The organism is Halopseudomonas yangmingensis, from assembly GCF_900114825.1.
Taxonomy (GTDB): domain Bacteria; phylum Pseudomonadota; class Gammaproteobacteria; order Pseudomonadales; family Pseudomonadaceae; genus Halopseudomonas; species Halopseudomonas yangmingensis.
In genome coordinates, this window is the sequence record NZ_FOUI01000009.1 from 34,192 (window position 1) to 49,372 (window position 15,181).

General features: G+C 59.5%; 11 protein-coding genes. 9 read left to right on the forward strand and 2 right to left on the reverse strand.

From position 1 onward, the window contains the following. Positions 1-28: 28 nt before the first annotated feature. The 4 genes from hisC to rpsA all read left to right on the forward strand — a co-directional run bounded on the left by hisC (position 29) and on the right by rpsA (position 5,892). The gene (gene hisC / locus BMZ23_RS09435; RefSeq protein WP_093476008.1) at positions 29-1,141 is read left to right on the forward strand and encodes a histidinol-phosphate transaminase; all 1,113 of its coding nucleotides are present in this window, start codon (positions 29-31) and stop codon (positions 1,139-1,141) included. Beyond that, on the forward strand, positions 1,134-3,377 hold the full coding sequence (locus BMZ23_RS09440) for a bifunctional prephenate dehydrogenase/3-phosphoshikimate 1-carboxyvinyltransferase (protein ID WP_093476011.1): 2,244 nt from the start codon (positions 1,134-1,136) through the stop codon (positions 3,375-3,377). The genes hisC and BMZ23_RS09440 overlap by 8 nt, the downstream gene beginning before the upstream one ends. Continuing rightward, positions 3,374-4,054, forward strand: coding sequence for a (d)CMP kinase (cmk, locus tag BMZ23_RS09445; RefSeq protein WP_093476014.1), 681 nt, complete (start codon positions 3,374-3,376; stop codon positions 4,052-4,054). Before BMZ23_RS09440 ends, cmk begins: the two co-directional genes overlap by 4 nt. A gap of 155 nt (positions 4,055-4,209) precedes the next feature. Beyond that, the gene (gene rpsA / locus BMZ23_RS09450; protein WP_093476017.1) at positions 4,210-5,892 is read left to right on the forward strand and encodes a 30S ribosomal protein S1; all 1,683 of its coding nucleotides are present in this window, start codon (positions 4,210-4,212) and stop codon (positions 5,890-5,892) included. Positions 5,893-5,946: 54 nt separating this feature from the next. Here rpsA and BMZ23_RS09455 read toward each other — a convergent pair whose 3' ends face one another. Beyond that, positions 5,947-6,981: a helix-turn-helix domain-containing protein gene (locus tag BMZ23_RS09455; RefSeq protein WP_093476019.1), complete on the reverse strand. Its 1,035-nt coding sequence runs from the start codon at positions 6,979-6,981 to the stop codon at positions 5,947-5,949. 277 nt (positions 6,982-7,258) lie between these two features. Between BMZ23_RS09455 and BMZ23_RS09460 the strand changes: the two genes are divergently transcribed. The 3 genes from BMZ23_RS09460 (at position 7,259) to BMZ23_RS09470 (ending at position 11,643) form a co-directional block, all read left to right on the forward strand. Continuing rightward, complete coding sequence (locus tag BMZ23_RS09460; RefSeq protein ID WP_093476022.1) at positions 7,259-9,256, forward strand: DUF1302 domain-containing protein; 1,998 nt, start codon at positions 7,259-7,261, stop codon at positions 9,254-9,256. Positions 9,257-9,289: 33 nt separating this feature from the next. Then, positions 9,290-10,657 (forward strand): DUF1329 domain-containing protein, encoded by a 1,368-nt coding sequence (locus BMZ23_RS09465; RefSeq protein ID WP_093476247.1) that lies wholly within the window; start codon positions 9,290-9,292, stop codon positions 10,655-10,657. A gap of 224 nt (positions 10,658-10,881) precedes the next feature. Further along, positions 10,882-11,643 (forward strand): SDR family oxidoreductase, encoded by a 762-nt coding sequence (locus BMZ23_RS09470; protein ID WP_093476025.1) that lies wholly within the window; start codon positions 10,882-10,884, stop codon positions 11,641-11,643. Positions 11,644-11,728: 85 nt separating this feature from the next. Here the strand turns inward: BMZ23_RS09470 and BMZ23_RS09475 are convergent, their stop codons facing one another. After that, positions 11,729-13,444, reverse strand: coding sequence for a carboxylesterase/lipase family protein (locus BMZ23_RS09475; protein WP_093476028.1), 1,716 nt, complete (start codon positions 13,442-13,444; stop codon positions 11,729-11,731). 213 nt (positions 13,445-13,657) lie between these two features. Here BMZ23_RS09475 and BMZ23_RS09480 point away from each other — a divergent pair, with 213 nt between their 5' ends. Further along, the gene (locus BMZ23_RS09480; RefSeq protein WP_093476031.1) at positions 13,658-14,554 is read left to right on the forward strand and encodes a radical SAM protein; all 897 of its coding nucleotides are present in this window, start codon (positions 13,658-13,660) and stop codon (positions 14,552-14,554) included. A 27-nt stretch (positions 14,555-14,581) separates the two neighbouring features. Then, a complete protein-coding gene (locus tag BMZ23_RS09485) occupies positions 14,582-15,181 on the forward strand; it encodes a DUF4823 domain-containing protein (RefSeq protein ID WP_093476034.1) in 600 nt (199 codons plus the stop codon).

Sequence of the window (15,181 nt, forward strand, 5' to 3'; positions counted from 1 at the left end):
CTTGCGGCTTATAGCTTGAGGCTTGTTTATGACCTGTGATTTCCTCAGCCTGGCTTTGCCGGGTGTGCAAAAGCTGTCTCCCTATGTGCCGGGCAAGCCGGTGGACGAATTGGCCCGCGAGTTTGGCTTGCGCGTGCAGGATATCGTCAAGCTGGCCAGCAACGAGAACCCGCTGGGGCCGAGCCCGAGGGTGCTGGAGGCCATCCGTGCCGCACTGCCGGAGCTGACCCGCTACCCGGATGGCAATGGTTTTGCCCTGAAACAGGCTCTTTCCCATGAGTTTGGCCTGGTGCCCGAGCAACTGACGCTGGGCAACGGCTCCAACGACATCCTGGAACTGGTAACCCGGGCCTTCGTAGCCCCGGAGCACGAGGTGGTGTTCAGCGAACACGCCTTTGCCGTGTATCCGATCGTCACCCAGGCCGTGGGTGCCCGTGCAGTGGTGGTGCCGGCACGTGACTGGGGGCACGACCTGTCTGCCATGGCGGCGGCCATCACCCCGGCCACCCGTCTGGTATTTATCGCCAACCCGAACAACCCGACCGGTACCTGGATTGGTCGCGCCGAGCTGGAGCAGTTCCTTGCTGGCGTGCCGGAGCGGGTCATAGTGGTGCTCGATGAGGCCTATACCGAATACGTCGAAGACGCCGATTTCCCGCGCGGCTTCGACTACCTGGCGCAATACCCGAATCTGCTGGTGTCGCGCACCTTTTCCAAGGCCTATGGTCTGGCGGCCCTGCGCGTTGGTTATGCGGCCAGTCATCCGGCGATTGCCGATGCGCTGAACCGGGTGCGCCAGCCGTTCAATGTCAACAGTCTGGCATTGACTGCGGCCTGTGCGGCGCTGGCCGATGAGGATTACCTGCAGCGCAGCCGCGAGCTCAACAGTGCCGGCATGGCGCAACTGGAGCAGGGCTTTGCCCGGCTTGGCCTGCAGTGGATCCCGTCGCGCGGCAATTTTATCGCGGTGGACCTGGGGCGCGAGGCGGCGCCTGTGTATCAGGGGCTGTTGCGTGAGGGAGTGATTGTGCGGCCGGTGGCCAACTATGGCATGCCGCAACATCTGCGCGTGACAATCGGTCTTGAGCAAGAAAATCATCGATTCCTCGACGCCTTGCAGCAGGTACTTGCGCGTGTCTGAATCCCTCGGCAAACCGCTCGACAGTCCACTCTTTGAACGCGTCTGCGTGGTTGGTCTGGGCCTGATTGGCGGCTCGGTGGCGCGTGGGCTGCGCGAGTTGCAGGCCTGTCATCAGGTAGTGGGTTGTGATGCTGATGCCTTCAGTCGTCAGCGAGCGATTGAGCTGGGCATAGTGGATCAGGCCTGCGCCGAGCTGGCCGAGGCCGTGCAGGGTGCCGAACTGATAGTGCTGGCGGTGCCGGTACTGGCCATGCAGCGGGTATTGGAGCAGCTTGCCGCGTTGGATCTTGGTCAGGCGGTATTGACCGATGTCGGCAGCAGCAAGACCGCAGTAATCGAGGCCGCCGAGCACGCCTTCGGGCGGGTGCCGGTACTCTTTGTGCCGGGCCATCCGATTGCAGGCTCTGAAAAGAGTGGCGTCGAGGCTGCCCGGGCTACCCTGTTTCGCCGGCACAAGGTGATTCTCACCCCGCTGCCGGATACCAGTCGGCAGGCGGTCGAGTTGGTGGGCAAGCTGTGGCAAACGCTTGGCGCAGACGTCGAGTCGATGCCGGTCGACGAGCATGACGAGGTGCTGGCGGCTACCAGCCACCTGCCGCACCTGCTGGCTTTCTCACTGGTCGATACCCTGGCGGCACGCAGCGAGAATCTGGAGATCTTCCGCTATGCCGCAGGTGGATTTCGTGACTTTACCCGGATCGCTGCCAGCGATCCGGTGATGTGGCGTGATGTCTTTCTGGCCAACCGCGATGCGGTATTGCGCAGTCTGGACGACTTCACCAAGGATCTGGCCCGCCTGCGGGCGGCCATCGAGGCGCGCGATGCCAATACCCTGCTCGGTGTATTTACCCGGGCACAGGCTGCGCGTGAGCATTTCAGCACCATTCTTGCCCGCAGGGCCTATGTGGAACCTATGCACAGTCAATTGATCAATTACCTTGCCAGTCCTGGTGGCCGCCTGAGCGGCCGTATCCGTGTGCCCGGCGACAAGTCGATTTCCCATCGCTCGATCATGCTCGGCTCGCTCGCCGAAGGCGTGACCGAGGTCGAAGGCTTCCTGGAAGGGGAGGATAGTCTGGCCACCCTGCAGTCCTTCCGCGATATGGGCGTGGTAATCGAAGGGCCGCATCAGGGGCGGGTAACCATTCATGGGGTCGGTCTGCATGGACTACAGGCGCCGCCCGGGCCGCTGTATCTGGGCAACTCCGGTACCTCCATGCGGCTGCTGTCCGGGCTGTTGGCGGGTCAGCGTTTCGATACGGTACTGACCGGTGATGCCTCGCTGTCCAAGCGTCCGATGGGACGGGTGGCCAAGCCGCTGCGCGAAATGGGCGCGGTCATCGAAACCGCTGCCGAAGGACGGCCACCGCTGCACATCAAGGGTGGCGGAAAATTGATGGGCATGGACTATGAAATGCCGATTGCCAGTGCCCAGGTCAAGTCCTGCCTGTTGCTGGCCGGTCTGTATGCCCATGGTCGTACCTCGGTGACCGAGCCGGCACCGACCCGCGACCATACCGAGCGCATGCTCAAAGGCTTCGGCTATCCGGTACAGGTCGACGGCGACACCGTCACCGTCGAGCCGGGCCACAAGTTGACTGCCTGCCGCATCGATGTGCCGGCGGATATTTCCTCGGCGGCCTTCTTTATGGTGGCGGCGAGTATTGCCGAGGGCTCGGATCTGACCCTCGAGCATGTCGGTATCAACCCGACGCGCATTGGCGTGATCAATATCCTGCGCGCCATGGGCGGCAATATCGAACTGAGCAACCAGCAGGAAGTGGGTGGCGAGCCGGTAGCGGATATCCGGATCCGCAGCGCCAGATTGCGCGGCATCGAGATTCCGCTGGACCAGGTGCCGCTGGCAATCGACGAGTTCCCGGTGCTGTTCGTGGCTGCCGCCTGTGCGGAAGGGCGAACTGTTCTGCGCGGTGCCGAAGAGCTTCGGGTCAAGGAATCCGATCGTATCCAGGTCATGGCCGATGGCTTGCAGGCACTGGGTGTGCGCGCCGAGCCAACGGCCGATGGCATTGTTATTGAGGGTGGCCCGATCGGTGGCGGTCGGGTCGAAAGCCATGACGACCACCGTATTGCCATGTCCTTCAGTGTCGCTGCCTTGCGGGCTACAGGCGAGATTCATATCGGCAACTGCGCCAACGTGGCCACCTCGTTCCCCGGTTTCGTCGAGCTGGCAAATGCCACAGGCATGCGCCTGAGCGTGGAGCCTTCGGCATGAGTGTGCCGGTCATTGCCCTGGATGGCCCTGGCGGTTCCGGCAAGGGCACCATTGCCGGCCTGCTGGCGGGTCGTCTGGGCTGGCATCTGCTGGATTCCGGCGCCCTCTATCGGGTGCTGGCGCAGGCCGCACAGCGGCATGCCGTGGCGCTGGATGACGAGGCGGCGTTGGCCGTGTTGGCGCGTGAACTGGATGTGCGTTTTGTGGTGCAGCCGGGTGACGAGCAGCAGGTGCTGCTCGAAGGTGACGATGTTACCCGGATAATCCGCACCGAAACTGCCGGGGCCGGTGCTTCGCAGGTGGCGGCCCTGCCGGCCGTGCGAGAAGCCCTGTTGCAGCGCCAGCGCGATTTTTGCCAGTCACCCGGCCTGGTGGCTGACGGCCGCGACATGGGAACTGTGGTGTTTACCGGTGCGCCGCTGAAGATCTATCTGACCGCCAGCGCCGAGGAACGCGCCACTCGCCGTTACCGGCAGTTGCTGGGCAAGGGTGAAGATGCTAATCTGGCGAGTCTTCTCGAAGAGATCATTGCGCGGGATGCGCGTGACATGAATCGCAGCGTGGCGCCGCTGAAGCCGGCCGACGATGCGATCATCGTCGATTCCACGCAGATGAGCATCGAGCAGGTACTTGAAACGGTCGAGCAGGCGGCGCGCGAGCGCGGGCTGCTGGGCTGATCAGGAGGGGTTTGCGGCGGGCAACCAGCGTTACCGTCGCCGACTGTCAATCATCAACCCACGCAAGCTGGTGGCGTGGCGGGTACGTAGCTGCAGGGTGCGCGATGCAAGCGACCTGGCGGTAACGGCCTTATTACATATTTACGGGAATCCAAATGAGCGAAAGCTTTGCCGAACTTTTTGAAGAAAGCCTAAAAACCCTCGACATGCAACCGGGCTCCATCATCACCGGTATCGTTGTGGACATCGACTCCGACTGGGTCACCGTTCACGCCGGTCTGAAGTCCGAGGGTGTCATCCCGCGTGACCAGTTCCTCAACGACCTGGGCGAACTGACCATCAATGTCGGTGATGAAGTACACGTTGCACTGGACGCCGTTGAAGACGGTTTCGGTGAAACCAAGCTGTCCCGCGAGAAGGCCAAGCGTGCCGAGTCCTGGACAGTACTCGAGGCTGCTTTCGCCGCCGAGGAAATCGTCAAGGGTGTTATCAACGGCAAGGTCAAGGGTGGCTTTACCGTCGACGTCAACACCATTCGCGCGTTCCTCCCGGGTTCCCTGGTCGATGTCCGTCCGGTGCGCGATACCGCCCACCTGGAAGGCAAAGAGCTGGAATTCAAGGTCATCAAGCTCGACCAGAAGCGCAACAACGTGGTGGTTTCCCGCCGTGCCGTACTCGAAGCCGAGAACAGTGCCGAGCGCGAAGCCCTGCTGGAAACCCTGCAGGAAGGCCAGCAGGTCAAGGGTATCGTCAAGAACCTCACCGATTACGGCGCCTTCGTTGATCTGGGCGGCGTTGATGGTCTGCTGCACATCACCGACATGGCCTGGAAGCGCATCAAGCATCCGTCCGAGATCGTCAATGTCGGCGACGAGATCGACGTCAAGGTGCTCAAGTTCGACCGCGAGCGCAACCGCGTCTCCCTGGGTCTGAAGCAGCTGGGCGAAGATCCGTGGGTCTCCATCACCGGTCGCTATCCGGAAGGTACCCGTGTTACCGCCAAGGTCACCAACCTCACCGACTATGGCTGCTTCGCCGAGCTGGAAGAGGGTGTCGAAGGTCTGGTACACGTATCCGAAATGGATTGGACCAACAAGAACATCCACCCGTCCAAGGTCGTTCAGGTCGGCGACGACGTGGAAGTCATGGTGCTGGATATCGACGAAGACCGTCGCCGTATCTCCCTGGGCATCAAGCAGTGCAAGATGAACCCCTGGGAAGAGTTCTCCAGCAAGTTCAACAAGGGCGACAAGATCTCCGGCTCCATCAAGTCGATCACCGATTTCGGTATCTTCATCGGTCTTGACGGTGGCATCGATGGCCTGGTTCACCTGTCCGACATCTCCTGGAACGAAGTCGGCGAAGAAGCCGTACGTCGCTTCAAGAAGGGTGACGAGATCGAAACCGTCATCCTGTCGGTCGATCCGGAGCGCGAGCGCATCTCCCTGGGCGTCAAGCAGCTGGAAGACGATCCGTTCTCCAACTTCGTTGGCCTCAACGAGAAGGGCGCCATCGTCAAGGGCACCGTCAAGGAAGTTGACGCCAAGGGCGCAGTTATCGTCCTGGGCGACGATATCGAAGGCACTCTGAAGGCCTCCGAAATCAGCCGTGACCGTGTTGAAGATGCACGTAACGCTCTCAATGTCGGCGACGAAGTCGAAGCCAAGATCATTGGTGTCGATCGTAAGAGCCGCCTGATCAGTCTGTCGATCAAGGCCAAGGACGTTGAAGACGAGAAAGAAGCCATCCAGGGTCTGCGTCAGCAGGAAATGGCCGCTGCCGGTCCGACCACCATCGGTGATCTGATCAAGCAGCAGATGGAAAACAAGGGTAACTGAGTTTTCTGTCGATAAAAAAGGGCGGCCTCGGCCGCCCTTTTTTGTGCCTGCTGTTCAGCCGTTGGCCTGGGCTGTCTCGCGGTAGCTGGTCGGGCTCATGCCAGTCCAGCGGCGGAAGGCGCGGGTAAAGCTGCTCGGGTCAAGAAAGCCCAGCTCAAAGGCAATCCGACCCAGATTCAACCGGCCTTCACGGATCAGCCGCACGGCCATTTCCATGCGAACCTCATCCAGCAGTTTTTCATAGCTGGTGTTCACCTCGCTGAGTTTACGACGCAGGTGGCGTGCGCTCATGTTGAATGGTGTGGCGACCAGCTCCTCGGATATCTCCCGCGTGCTCACCAGACTGCGGATGCGCTGCTTGACCTGTTCGGCAAAGTCGCTGTTGGGCAACTCCTCCAGCATGTCCTCCAGCGAGGCATCCAGTCGCTTGAGCAAAAAGGCATCGGCGCTGGGCAGGGGTTGGCGCAGCAGGGCGCGATTCAGCCGAAACGCCAGACGCTTGCTGTTCATGCGGATGCGTGTGCCAAGAATTTCCTCGCAGCAACTGCGATAGCGTTCGTGGTCTTCGGCCAGCCGGGTTTCCAGCACCAGCGTGCTGCCCTCGGGCTGCAGGGTGCGCCAGATCTTGCCGCATTGCACCAGCAGGGCTTCCATATGCATCGGGTGGGGCGTGCCGCGCGGCTGGAAAATCAGCGTCAGGGCCTGCTCGTCTTCGACTGTATACATCTGTACCTGGGTGCTGAATACCGGGAAAAAGCGCACGATGCGCTGGATGGCATCACTGATGGTTTCGCTGGAGCTGGCGGCCAGGCCGAGAACCTTGAGCGTATTGGAGGTGAACTGCCGGCCCATGCGCAGCCCGAAGCACTCGTCGCCGCTGAGCTGGGCGGCCTGATCCCACAGACGGTTCATGTCGTGCTGGCTGATCTGAGCCATGCTCAGATCGCTGGGTCGACAATGCTCGCGCAGATCTTCGGGCAGGTCATCAATCCCTTTGCCGTAGCTGGCCAGGGTCTTGCCGATTCCTTGGGCCCAGAAGGCCCGCTCCTGCAGCCGGCTACCGGCCTGGGGGGCGCTGTTGTTGGTCATTGCGTGTTGCTCTTGTTGTTTTTGTTGTGCTTTTTTCAGCCGATCTGGCGGCTGTATATGCAAGCCAGCTTACCCGAGGGGGCTGCTATTGTACAAAAGGCTGCAACAGACTTTTGCAGCTCGAGTATTGCCCATTCAGCCAATGAATGTCCACTGCGGACAAGAAAGTCGTCCTAATCGGCCAAACAGATTTTTGTCTGCATGACAGACTTGGCACCGATGCCAGAGCCCTCGCAGGGGTCTGGGGTCCGCAGAATCACTCTAACGGAGCAGCACAATGACAAAAAAAATGCATGCCTGGTCGCTCGCGGCACTGCCGCTGGCCATCGGTCTGGCCAGCTTCTCTGGCGCAGCCAATGCGGCCAATTTCAATATCGGTGACATCGAAGCACAGTTCGACTCGCAGCTGTCTGTGGGTGCCAGCTGGGCGATGGAGAATGCTGATAAGCGGTTTATCGATTACCGCACACCTAATCCCAACACTGGTGAAAATCTTGGCGGCAAGGCTGTAGCCCGTACCTCTGATGATGGTCGCCTGAACTTCAAGAAGGGCGATGCCTTCTCGAAGATCTTCCGTGGCGTGCATGATCTTGAACTGAAGTATGGCGACTCTGGTGCCTTCCTGCGTGGCAAGTACTGGTACGACTTTGAAACCAAGGACGGCAGTCAGCGATACTACGACATCAGCGACAAGGGCCGTAAGCCGCTGGTGAAGAGTTCGGGTGTCGCACTGCTGGACGCCTTCGTTTACCACAACTATTTTATCGGCAGCAATCCGGGCAATATCCGCCTGGGTCGCCAGGTGGTCAGCTGGGGTGAGTCGACCTTTATCGGTAATTCGATCAACTCGATCAACCCTATTGACGTGGCTGCCTTCCGTCGTCCGGGCGCAGAAATCAAGGAAGGCCTGCTGCCGGTAGAGATGCTCTACCTGTCCCAGGGCATTACTGATCAGCTGTCGATGGAAATGTTTTATCAGTTGAAGTGGCACCCGTCTGCTATTGATAACTGCGGTACCTTCTTCGGTTCAGATACTCTGGCAGTTGGCTGTAATGATCGCTTGGTGGTTGTTGGTCCAGACTATCCTGCAGGTGATGATCGCTTAGTTGCTGCAAATGGGATGGCCAACTATATTGTTCGTGCGAAAAAGGACGTAGAGGCTGGAGATGACGGGCAGTGGGGTGTGGCTTTCCGTTATTTTGCTCCTGAGCTGAATGACACTGAGTTTGGTTTCTACGCTATGAATTACCATAGTCGGATGCCTTTTTACTCAAGCATGGCCGGTAATGTTCTTATTCCGGGTCAGACTGCTGGAGCATATGCGGGCATCATAAGACAAATCCAAGCAGGAACCTTTACAGGGAATATTCCTCCTGCCTTTGGTGGCAATGCTGGAGCCTATGCAGCATATCTAGGTAGTGAAGCTACAAGGCTGGCAGGTATTGCAGGTGCAAGCAGTGTTATTGGGTTGGATGGGCAGCCAGGCCCTGCAGGCTACTTCTTTGAGTACCCTGAGGATATCCGTCTCTACGGTGTAAGCTTCCAGACCAACATTTCCGGTGTTTCGGTTGGCGGTGAACTGAGCTACCGTCCGAATATGCCGATGCAGATCAACACTGGTGATCAAAGTCGTACAGCGCTCGTGGCTTTGAGCAGCCCCGACAATACTCATCGCAATATCAATACGCTCGGCCTGTCAGCGCCGATTGAAATTCCTGGTTATGTACGCAAAGAATTGTGGCAGGCGCAGGTTACTGCTGTGCACTTCATTGACCAGGTTCTGGGTGCAAGCCGCCTCTCGCTGGTCGGTGAGGCGGGTGTGAACTACATCGGCGGCTTGGGTGATACCACCAAGTTTGGTCGTGACTCGCTGTTTGGCCAAAGCCCCTACCTGGAAAGTGATGTAGGCGCAGTGCCCGGTGACTGTGCAGCAGTAGATGCTGCCAGCCGGACAGGCCAGAACAAGGCTATCAGCTGGTGCGAAAACGACGGTTTCTACACCCGCTGGTCGTCCGGCTACCGTGTTCGTGCAGCTCTTGAGTACTCCAACGTATTCCGCGGTATCAACCTGAGTCCGAGCATTGCCTGGTCGCATGATGTCGACGGCTATGGCCCGAACTTCACCGAAGACGCCAAGTCGGTCAGCCTCGGCCTGAACGCCGATTACGCCAACAAATACAACGCCAGCATCAGCTACACCAGCTTCTTTGATGGCAAGTACAACACTGCGGTTGACCGTGACTTCGCGTCCGTCAGCTTCAGCGTGAGCTTCTGAGACTGGTAACTGGAGAGAGACAATAATATGCAAATGCAAAAGATGATTCTGGGCGCTGCAGGTCTGGCGCTGTCCATGATCGCCAGCAGCGTCATGGCCCAGTCGCTGACTCAGTCTGAAATCGACTCCCTCGGTGGTTCGGTACTGACCCCGGTCGGCGCCGAGCGGGCCGGCAATGCCGCCGGCACCATTCCCGAGTGGACCGGTGGTCTGCCCACCAATGCCGGCCAGCAACTGGCTGACGGCTTTCAGGCCAACCCCTATGCCGGTGAGCAGCCGCTGTTCGTCATTACTGCACAGAACTACCAGCAGTATGCCGACAACCTGACCCCCGGCCAGAAGGCGATGTTCGAGCGCTATCCGGAAACCTTCCGCATGCCGGTGTACCAGAGCCACCGCTCGGTCGGTTATACCGATGACCTGTATGCCCAGGTCAAGCGCACTGCCGGTCAGGCGCGTTTGGTCAACAACGGTGACGGTATCGATAACTTTTCCCACGGCTCCTTTGCCTTCCCGATTCCCCAGTCGGGCGCCGAAGTCGTGTGGAACCACATGACCCGCTACCGCAAGAACACCAAGCGCTGGTACATGCAGGCGATGCCGCAGGTCAACGGTTCCTACACCCTGATCAAGATGGAAGAGGAAGCCGGTTACCCGCACCTGATGCCGGATGTGGATGCTGCTTCCATGCCCAACACCCTGCTGTTCTTCAAGCAGCGCGTGAACGCGCCGGCACGTCTGGCCGGTAACGTGCTGCTGGTACACGATACTCTGGATCAGTTGAAAGAGCCACGCATGGCGTGGGTATACAACGCCGGTCAGCGCCGCGTACGTCGTGCTCCGCAGGTCGCCTATGACGGTCCGGGTACTGCCTCTGACGGTATGCGTACCTCGGACAACTTCACCATGTACAACGGTGCACCTGACCGTTATGACTGGAAACTGGTGGGTAAGAAGGAAATTTTCGTTCCTTACAACGCATACAAGCTGACCGATCGCAACGTGAAGTATGCGGACGTACTGCAAGCAGGTCACATCAGCCCGGATCACACCCGCTTCGAGCTGCATCGCGTGTGGGAAGTGCAGGGCAACGTCAAGCAGGGGCAGCGCCACATTTACGCCCAGCGTAACTTCTTCGTTGATGAAGACTCCTGGCTGATCAACCTGGCTGACCACTACGACGGTCGTGGCACCCTGTGGCGCGTAGGTGAGGGTCATGTGGCTCACAACTACGTCGAGAAGCTGCCGGGCTACGCCATCGAAACCCTGTATGACCTGCTGGCCGGCCGCTACATTGCTCTGGGCATGTACACCGAGGAAGTTTCTGCTCCGCAGTACGACTTCGTACCGAGCTATAACCAGTTCACCCCGGCCGCTCTGCGCGCTGCAGGTGTTCGTTAAGGTCTGACAGCTGTACCGTTTGGGTTTGAAAGGGGCATCTTCGGATGCCCCTTTTTTTGTGCGTGTTATTTGTGTTTCAGGCCGTCTGCGGTATACGGCTATCATTGATTGCTGCGATGATGCATGAACAATTCGGCTGATCCGGTCGGATTACGACCCGGTCTGCATTATGCTTTCTGCCATTGCTGGCCGACTGGCGGCCGGATGCTGTTGGGAGGTGGCTGATGAGTGGACAATTCGCAGGCAAGGTGGCGCTGGTAACCGGCGGTGCGGCCGGTATTGGCAAGGCGACTGCCGAGGCCTTTGCGGCTGCCGGTGCGGCTGTGGTGGTGTCAGATATTGATGTGGCCGGGGGTGAGGCGCTGGTTGCCGGGCTGCGTGCCGCAGGTGCACAGGCACTCTTTGTTGCCTGTGACGTGGCTGATGCGGCTCAGGTCGAGGCGCTGGTCGGGCGTATCAAGAGCGAGTTCGGGCGTCTGGACTGTGCATTCAACAATGCCGGTATCGAGGTTGAGCAGGACAAGCTGGCAGACGGCAAGGAAGAGGTGTTTGACCGCATCATGGATGTCAACGTCAAGGGCGTCTGGCAGTGCATGCGTTTCGAGATTCCGCTGATGCTGGCCCAGGGTGGTGGGGCTATCGTCAATACGGCCTCTGTGGCAGCGCTGGGCGCTGCGCCAAAGATGAGCATCTACAGTGCCAGCAAGCACGCTGTGCTTGGGCTGACCCGTTCGGCAGCGGTGGAGTATGCGAAGAAAGGTGTGCGGATCAATGCGGTGTGTCCGGCGGTAATCGATACCGACATGTTCCGCCGTGCCGCCGCGCTGGAGCCGCGCAAGGCCGAGTTCGCTGCGGCCATGCACCCGGTTGGCCGGCTGGGCAAGGCTGAAGAGATTGCCGCGGCAGTGCTATACCTGTGCAGTGAGGGGGCGGGCTTCACCACCGGCATTGCCTTGCCGGTTGATGGTGGCGCAACCTGCATCTGAAGCTACTGCCGCGCCAATTGCTTTTTGGGCGCGCTGACTTCAGTCGGCGAGGCAGCCCGACAGGGCTGCCTCACTAACCTATTGGCTACTTACGTGGCGGGTTGGCCCAGTAGCTGCAGTTGTGGTACCCAAGGAATCCTCCAGCAGCAACGGCGGAGTCTGATTTAACGCCGCTGTCGGACACATCCAGTTGCTGTATAGGTCCCAAAGGCCCGGCAAAGGCATTCCATGCTGCCGGCACCCCGTTGCTGGGATTCGGATTGCCGTCCTTGGCGAAGCTGGTCCAGTAGTCGACCATGGTCTCTGCCAGATCATCGATTTCCTGATCTGTACCTGTGTAGCGTTCGCGCATCAGATCAGCGTCATACAGCACGTACGGGATTTCACCGGCATGGGTGGCGCCCTGCGGGAAGCTCAGCGGGACAAACACGCCTGGAGCGACCGGGATGGCAGGCGGTACCAGCGTCCAGGGGGCATTTTCGTCACGGAACCAGTATTTCCAGGTTTGCAAGCCGTTGGCTGCAAAGGTGCTGGCGTGAACATAGCTGTTGCAGGCAAACATGAAGTCGGTCCAGATCGCCGACATGGCCAAAGAGTAGGGCTGGTCCTTGCTGCTGAAACGGGCCAGGTAGTCATCGGCTATCTGGACCTCATCGAAGGGTACAAGAGCCTGATAAGGCGTAAAGAAGTCAGCTACTTCCTGACGGTAGGCGGCCTCTCCGCGAGCTTCCAGCGATTGCAGGCCATTGCTGATTTCATCCAGGGCAACAAACAGCGTTCCTTCATCCTGGTTGCTGCCGATCATGATATCCAGTTCTGTATTGAACTCACCCGCTGCCAGGGCGTCAGTAATGGACTTGGGCAGCAGGTCTGAATCCGGATCTACGGCCGGCAGGCTTTGTGATCCCTGGGCGGCAAGAATCACCAGGGGATCAAGCGCACGAAGGCAGCTGGCTGCGCTGGCGGGATCGCTGCAGCCCACTGTGTTGGCGACCTGTACACCGTTGAACTGGGCTAGTGCCTTGGGTTGTTGGAACGGGGCGTAGGAGCCGCTCTGGACGATGGCACGCTGGAACAGGTTTTCAGTCTTGGCACGGGGTGAGACAATGTGGCTCATCACGCTGTGACCGCCGGCTGATTCGCCAAACAGGGTGACATTGGCCGGGTCTCCACCAAAGTTGCCAATATTCTGCTGAACCCAGCGCATCGCCTGTTGCTGATCCATCAGGCCAAAGTTGCCACCATCAGATTCCAGACCTGGATGGGCCAGAAAACCCAGATTGCCCAGCCGGTAATTCAGGGTTACGACTATCACGTCCTTTTCAACCAGGCGTGTCGGGTCATACTCACCGCCACCGTCCCCCATGACGAAAGCGCCGCCATGAATCCATACCATTACCGGCAGGTCTTTGGCATTTTCCGGGGTGTAGACGTTCAGGTACAGGCAGTCTTCGCTGCCGCTGATCGCGCCGGTGGTGCTTGATTGCAGGCAGGCATCGCCGAACTTCTCATCCAGTACAAGTGGTGCGCTACGCTCGGCCGGTGGCGTTGGTGGCGCAAATCTCAGGCCGTCAACCGGCGCTGCTGCATAGGGAATGCCACGGAATACGCGCATGCCATCAAGGGTGATGCCGCGGACTTCGCCTTCACTGGTAGAGATTGCCAGCGGGTTGACTGGTACCGGCTCTTCAGCCTTGCTGCTTGAGCCGCCAGAGCTCAGGCAGCCGCTGAGGGTAATGGCGAGAATACTGGCGGTCAGGCTTTTCAGGAGCATTCCTTGGGCGTTTGGCTTTGCGTGCATGCGTACATCCTGTGATCGTTGTTGTGTTGGATGCTGGCAGACTAACGTCAAGCGCCTGTCTTCGGCTTGGCCTGTGTGGGGGCTGGGCAGGGGCTGGTTTTTTGGGTACTATCGAGCGTTTTTTTGACTGAATGGTCAGCTGTCGGGCTGCGTGCAGGCGTCTGAGCCTTTGGGTAGACTGGCACTCTGTTTGCCGTTGTTCTGGAGTTCGCAATGCCTGCTGCGCCGTACCCCGTGTCCTATATCGAACCGGTATTTCGCCCACCCAGCGAGGCGCATTCGCTGATTCTGCCGGTAACCAACGGCTGCTCCTGGAACAAATGTACATTCTGTGAAATGTACACCGCCCCTCAGAAAAAATTCCGTGCCCGCGATGAGTCCGAGGTGCTGGACGAGATCCGCCGTGCCGGTGAGCAATTGATCGTGCAGCGGATATTTCTGGCCGACGGCGATGCCATGGTGTTGCCGACCCACCGGCTGCTGCGCATCCTGCAGGCAATCCGCGAATATATGCCTGAAGTCAATCGGGTTACCTCCTACTGCTTGCCGCGCAATCTCAAGCGCAAGTCGGTGGATGAGCTGCGCGAGCTGCGTGAGGCCGGTCTGCAGATGCTCTACGTGGGCGCCGAATCCGGCGATGACGAGGTGCTGGAGCGAGTCAACAAGGGTGAAACCCGGGCCTCTACCGCCGAGGCATTGCTCAAGGCGGGGGAGGCTGGCATCCAGCGTTCGGTGATGATTCTCAACGGGCTTGGCGGCGCCAGCCTGAGTCGCCAGCATGCGCTGAACTCGGCGGCGTTGATGAACGATACCCAGCCGGAATACCTGTCTACACTGGTGGTGAGCTTTCCGCAGGGCATGCAGCGTTTTCGTGAACGTTACAGCGATTTCCAGCCACTCGACCAGGCCGGTCTGTTCAGTGAAATGCACTGGTTTGTCGAGGCGCTGGAGCTGAATGACAGCGTGTTCCGCAGTGATCATGCCTCCAACTACCTGGTGCTCAAGGGCGTATTGGGGCGTGACAAGGCGCACATGCTTGAGCAGATTGAGCTGGCACGTACACGTCCCGAGCGGGCCGGACTGCGTGCCGAGTGGATGCGTGGTCTGTAAACGATCGAACAGCAAGCCGGAGGTTTGATGGGCAAGTCACTGCTGCTGGTATGTCTGGCCGTGCTGTTGGCCGGTTGCGTCAAGCCTTCGGACATGCAGGCCACCTCGCGCTATTACCTGGGCGACGCCGGTGTGCTGGATCATCACCGCATCGAGCGGCGTGCCAACTGGACGCTGCAGTCCGACTCGCGGCTGTTTATTGCCCAGGGGCATTATATGCCTGACGGCAATGCCCAGGTGCGGCCGAATATCGTCGCCGAACAGGCCTTCGCCGCGGCGGTTGAGCTGTTCCCCGAGGTGCGTCGCGCCAGTCAGCCGCTGGGGCTTGATGAGGCGTTGGGTGAGGCCCACAGCCAACGTATGGATTACCTGCTGTATGCGCGTTTTGCCTCGGCCAGGGACGCGCTTGGCAGTGTTGAACAGTGGGAGGAGCAGGGCACTGATGCGCCGCTGGGAACCGACCGGGCGGTGTTGCAGCTGACGCTGTTCGAGGCTGGCAGTCGACGGCAGATAGACCATGCAGTCATACGTTCGCGCGGTGGCTTTTTGCAATTGTGGAAAGCCGACCCGGAAGATCTGCTCGGCCGTCCGCTGCGCGACTATCTGAACCGTCTGCTGGCCCGCTGA

Excerpts from the sequence above, each read along its gene's own strand:
- cmk (WP_093476014.1), top strand. The coding sequence starts at position 3,374 with ATGAGTGTGCCGGTCATTGCCCTGGATGGCCCTGGCGGTTCCGGCAAG.
- rpsA (WP_093476017.1), top strand. The coding sequence starts at position 4,210 with ATGAGCGAAAGCTTTGCCGAACTTTTTGAAGAAAGCCTAAAAACCCTC.
- BMZ23_RS09470 (WP_093476025.1), top strand. The coding sequence starts at position 10,882 with ATGAGTGGACAATTCGCAGGCAAGGTGGCGCTGGTAACCGGCGGTGCG.
- BMZ23_RS09460 (WP_093476022.1), top strand. The coding sequence starts at position 7,259 with ATGACAAAAAAAATGCATGCCTGGTCGCTCGCGGCACTGCCGCTGGCC.
- BMZ23_RS09465 (WP_093476247.1), top strand. The coding sequence starts at position 9,290 with ATGCAAAAGATGATTCTGGGCGCTGCAGGTCTGGCGCTGTCCATGATC.
- BMZ23_RS09480 (WP_093476031.1), top strand. The coding sequence starts at position 13,658 with ATGCCTGCTGCGCCGTACCCCGTGTCCTATATCGAACCGGTATTTCGC.
- hisC (WP_093476008.1), top strand. The coding sequence starts at position 29 with ATGACCTGTGATTTCCTCAGCCTGGCTTTGCCGGGTGTGCAAAAGCTG.
- BMZ23_RS09475 (WP_093476028.1), bottom strand. The coding sequence starts at position 13,444 with ATGCACGCAAAGCCAAACGCCCAAGGAATGCTCCTGAAAAGCCTGACC.
- BMZ23_RS09485 (WP_093476034.1), top strand. The coding sequence starts at position 14,582 with ATGGGCAAGTCACTGCTGCTGGTATGTCTGGCCGTGCTGTTGGCCGGT.
- BMZ23_RS09455 (WP_093476019.1), bottom strand. The coding sequence starts at position 6,981 with ATGACCAACAACAGCGCCCCCCAGGCCGGTAGCCGGCTGCAGGAGCGG.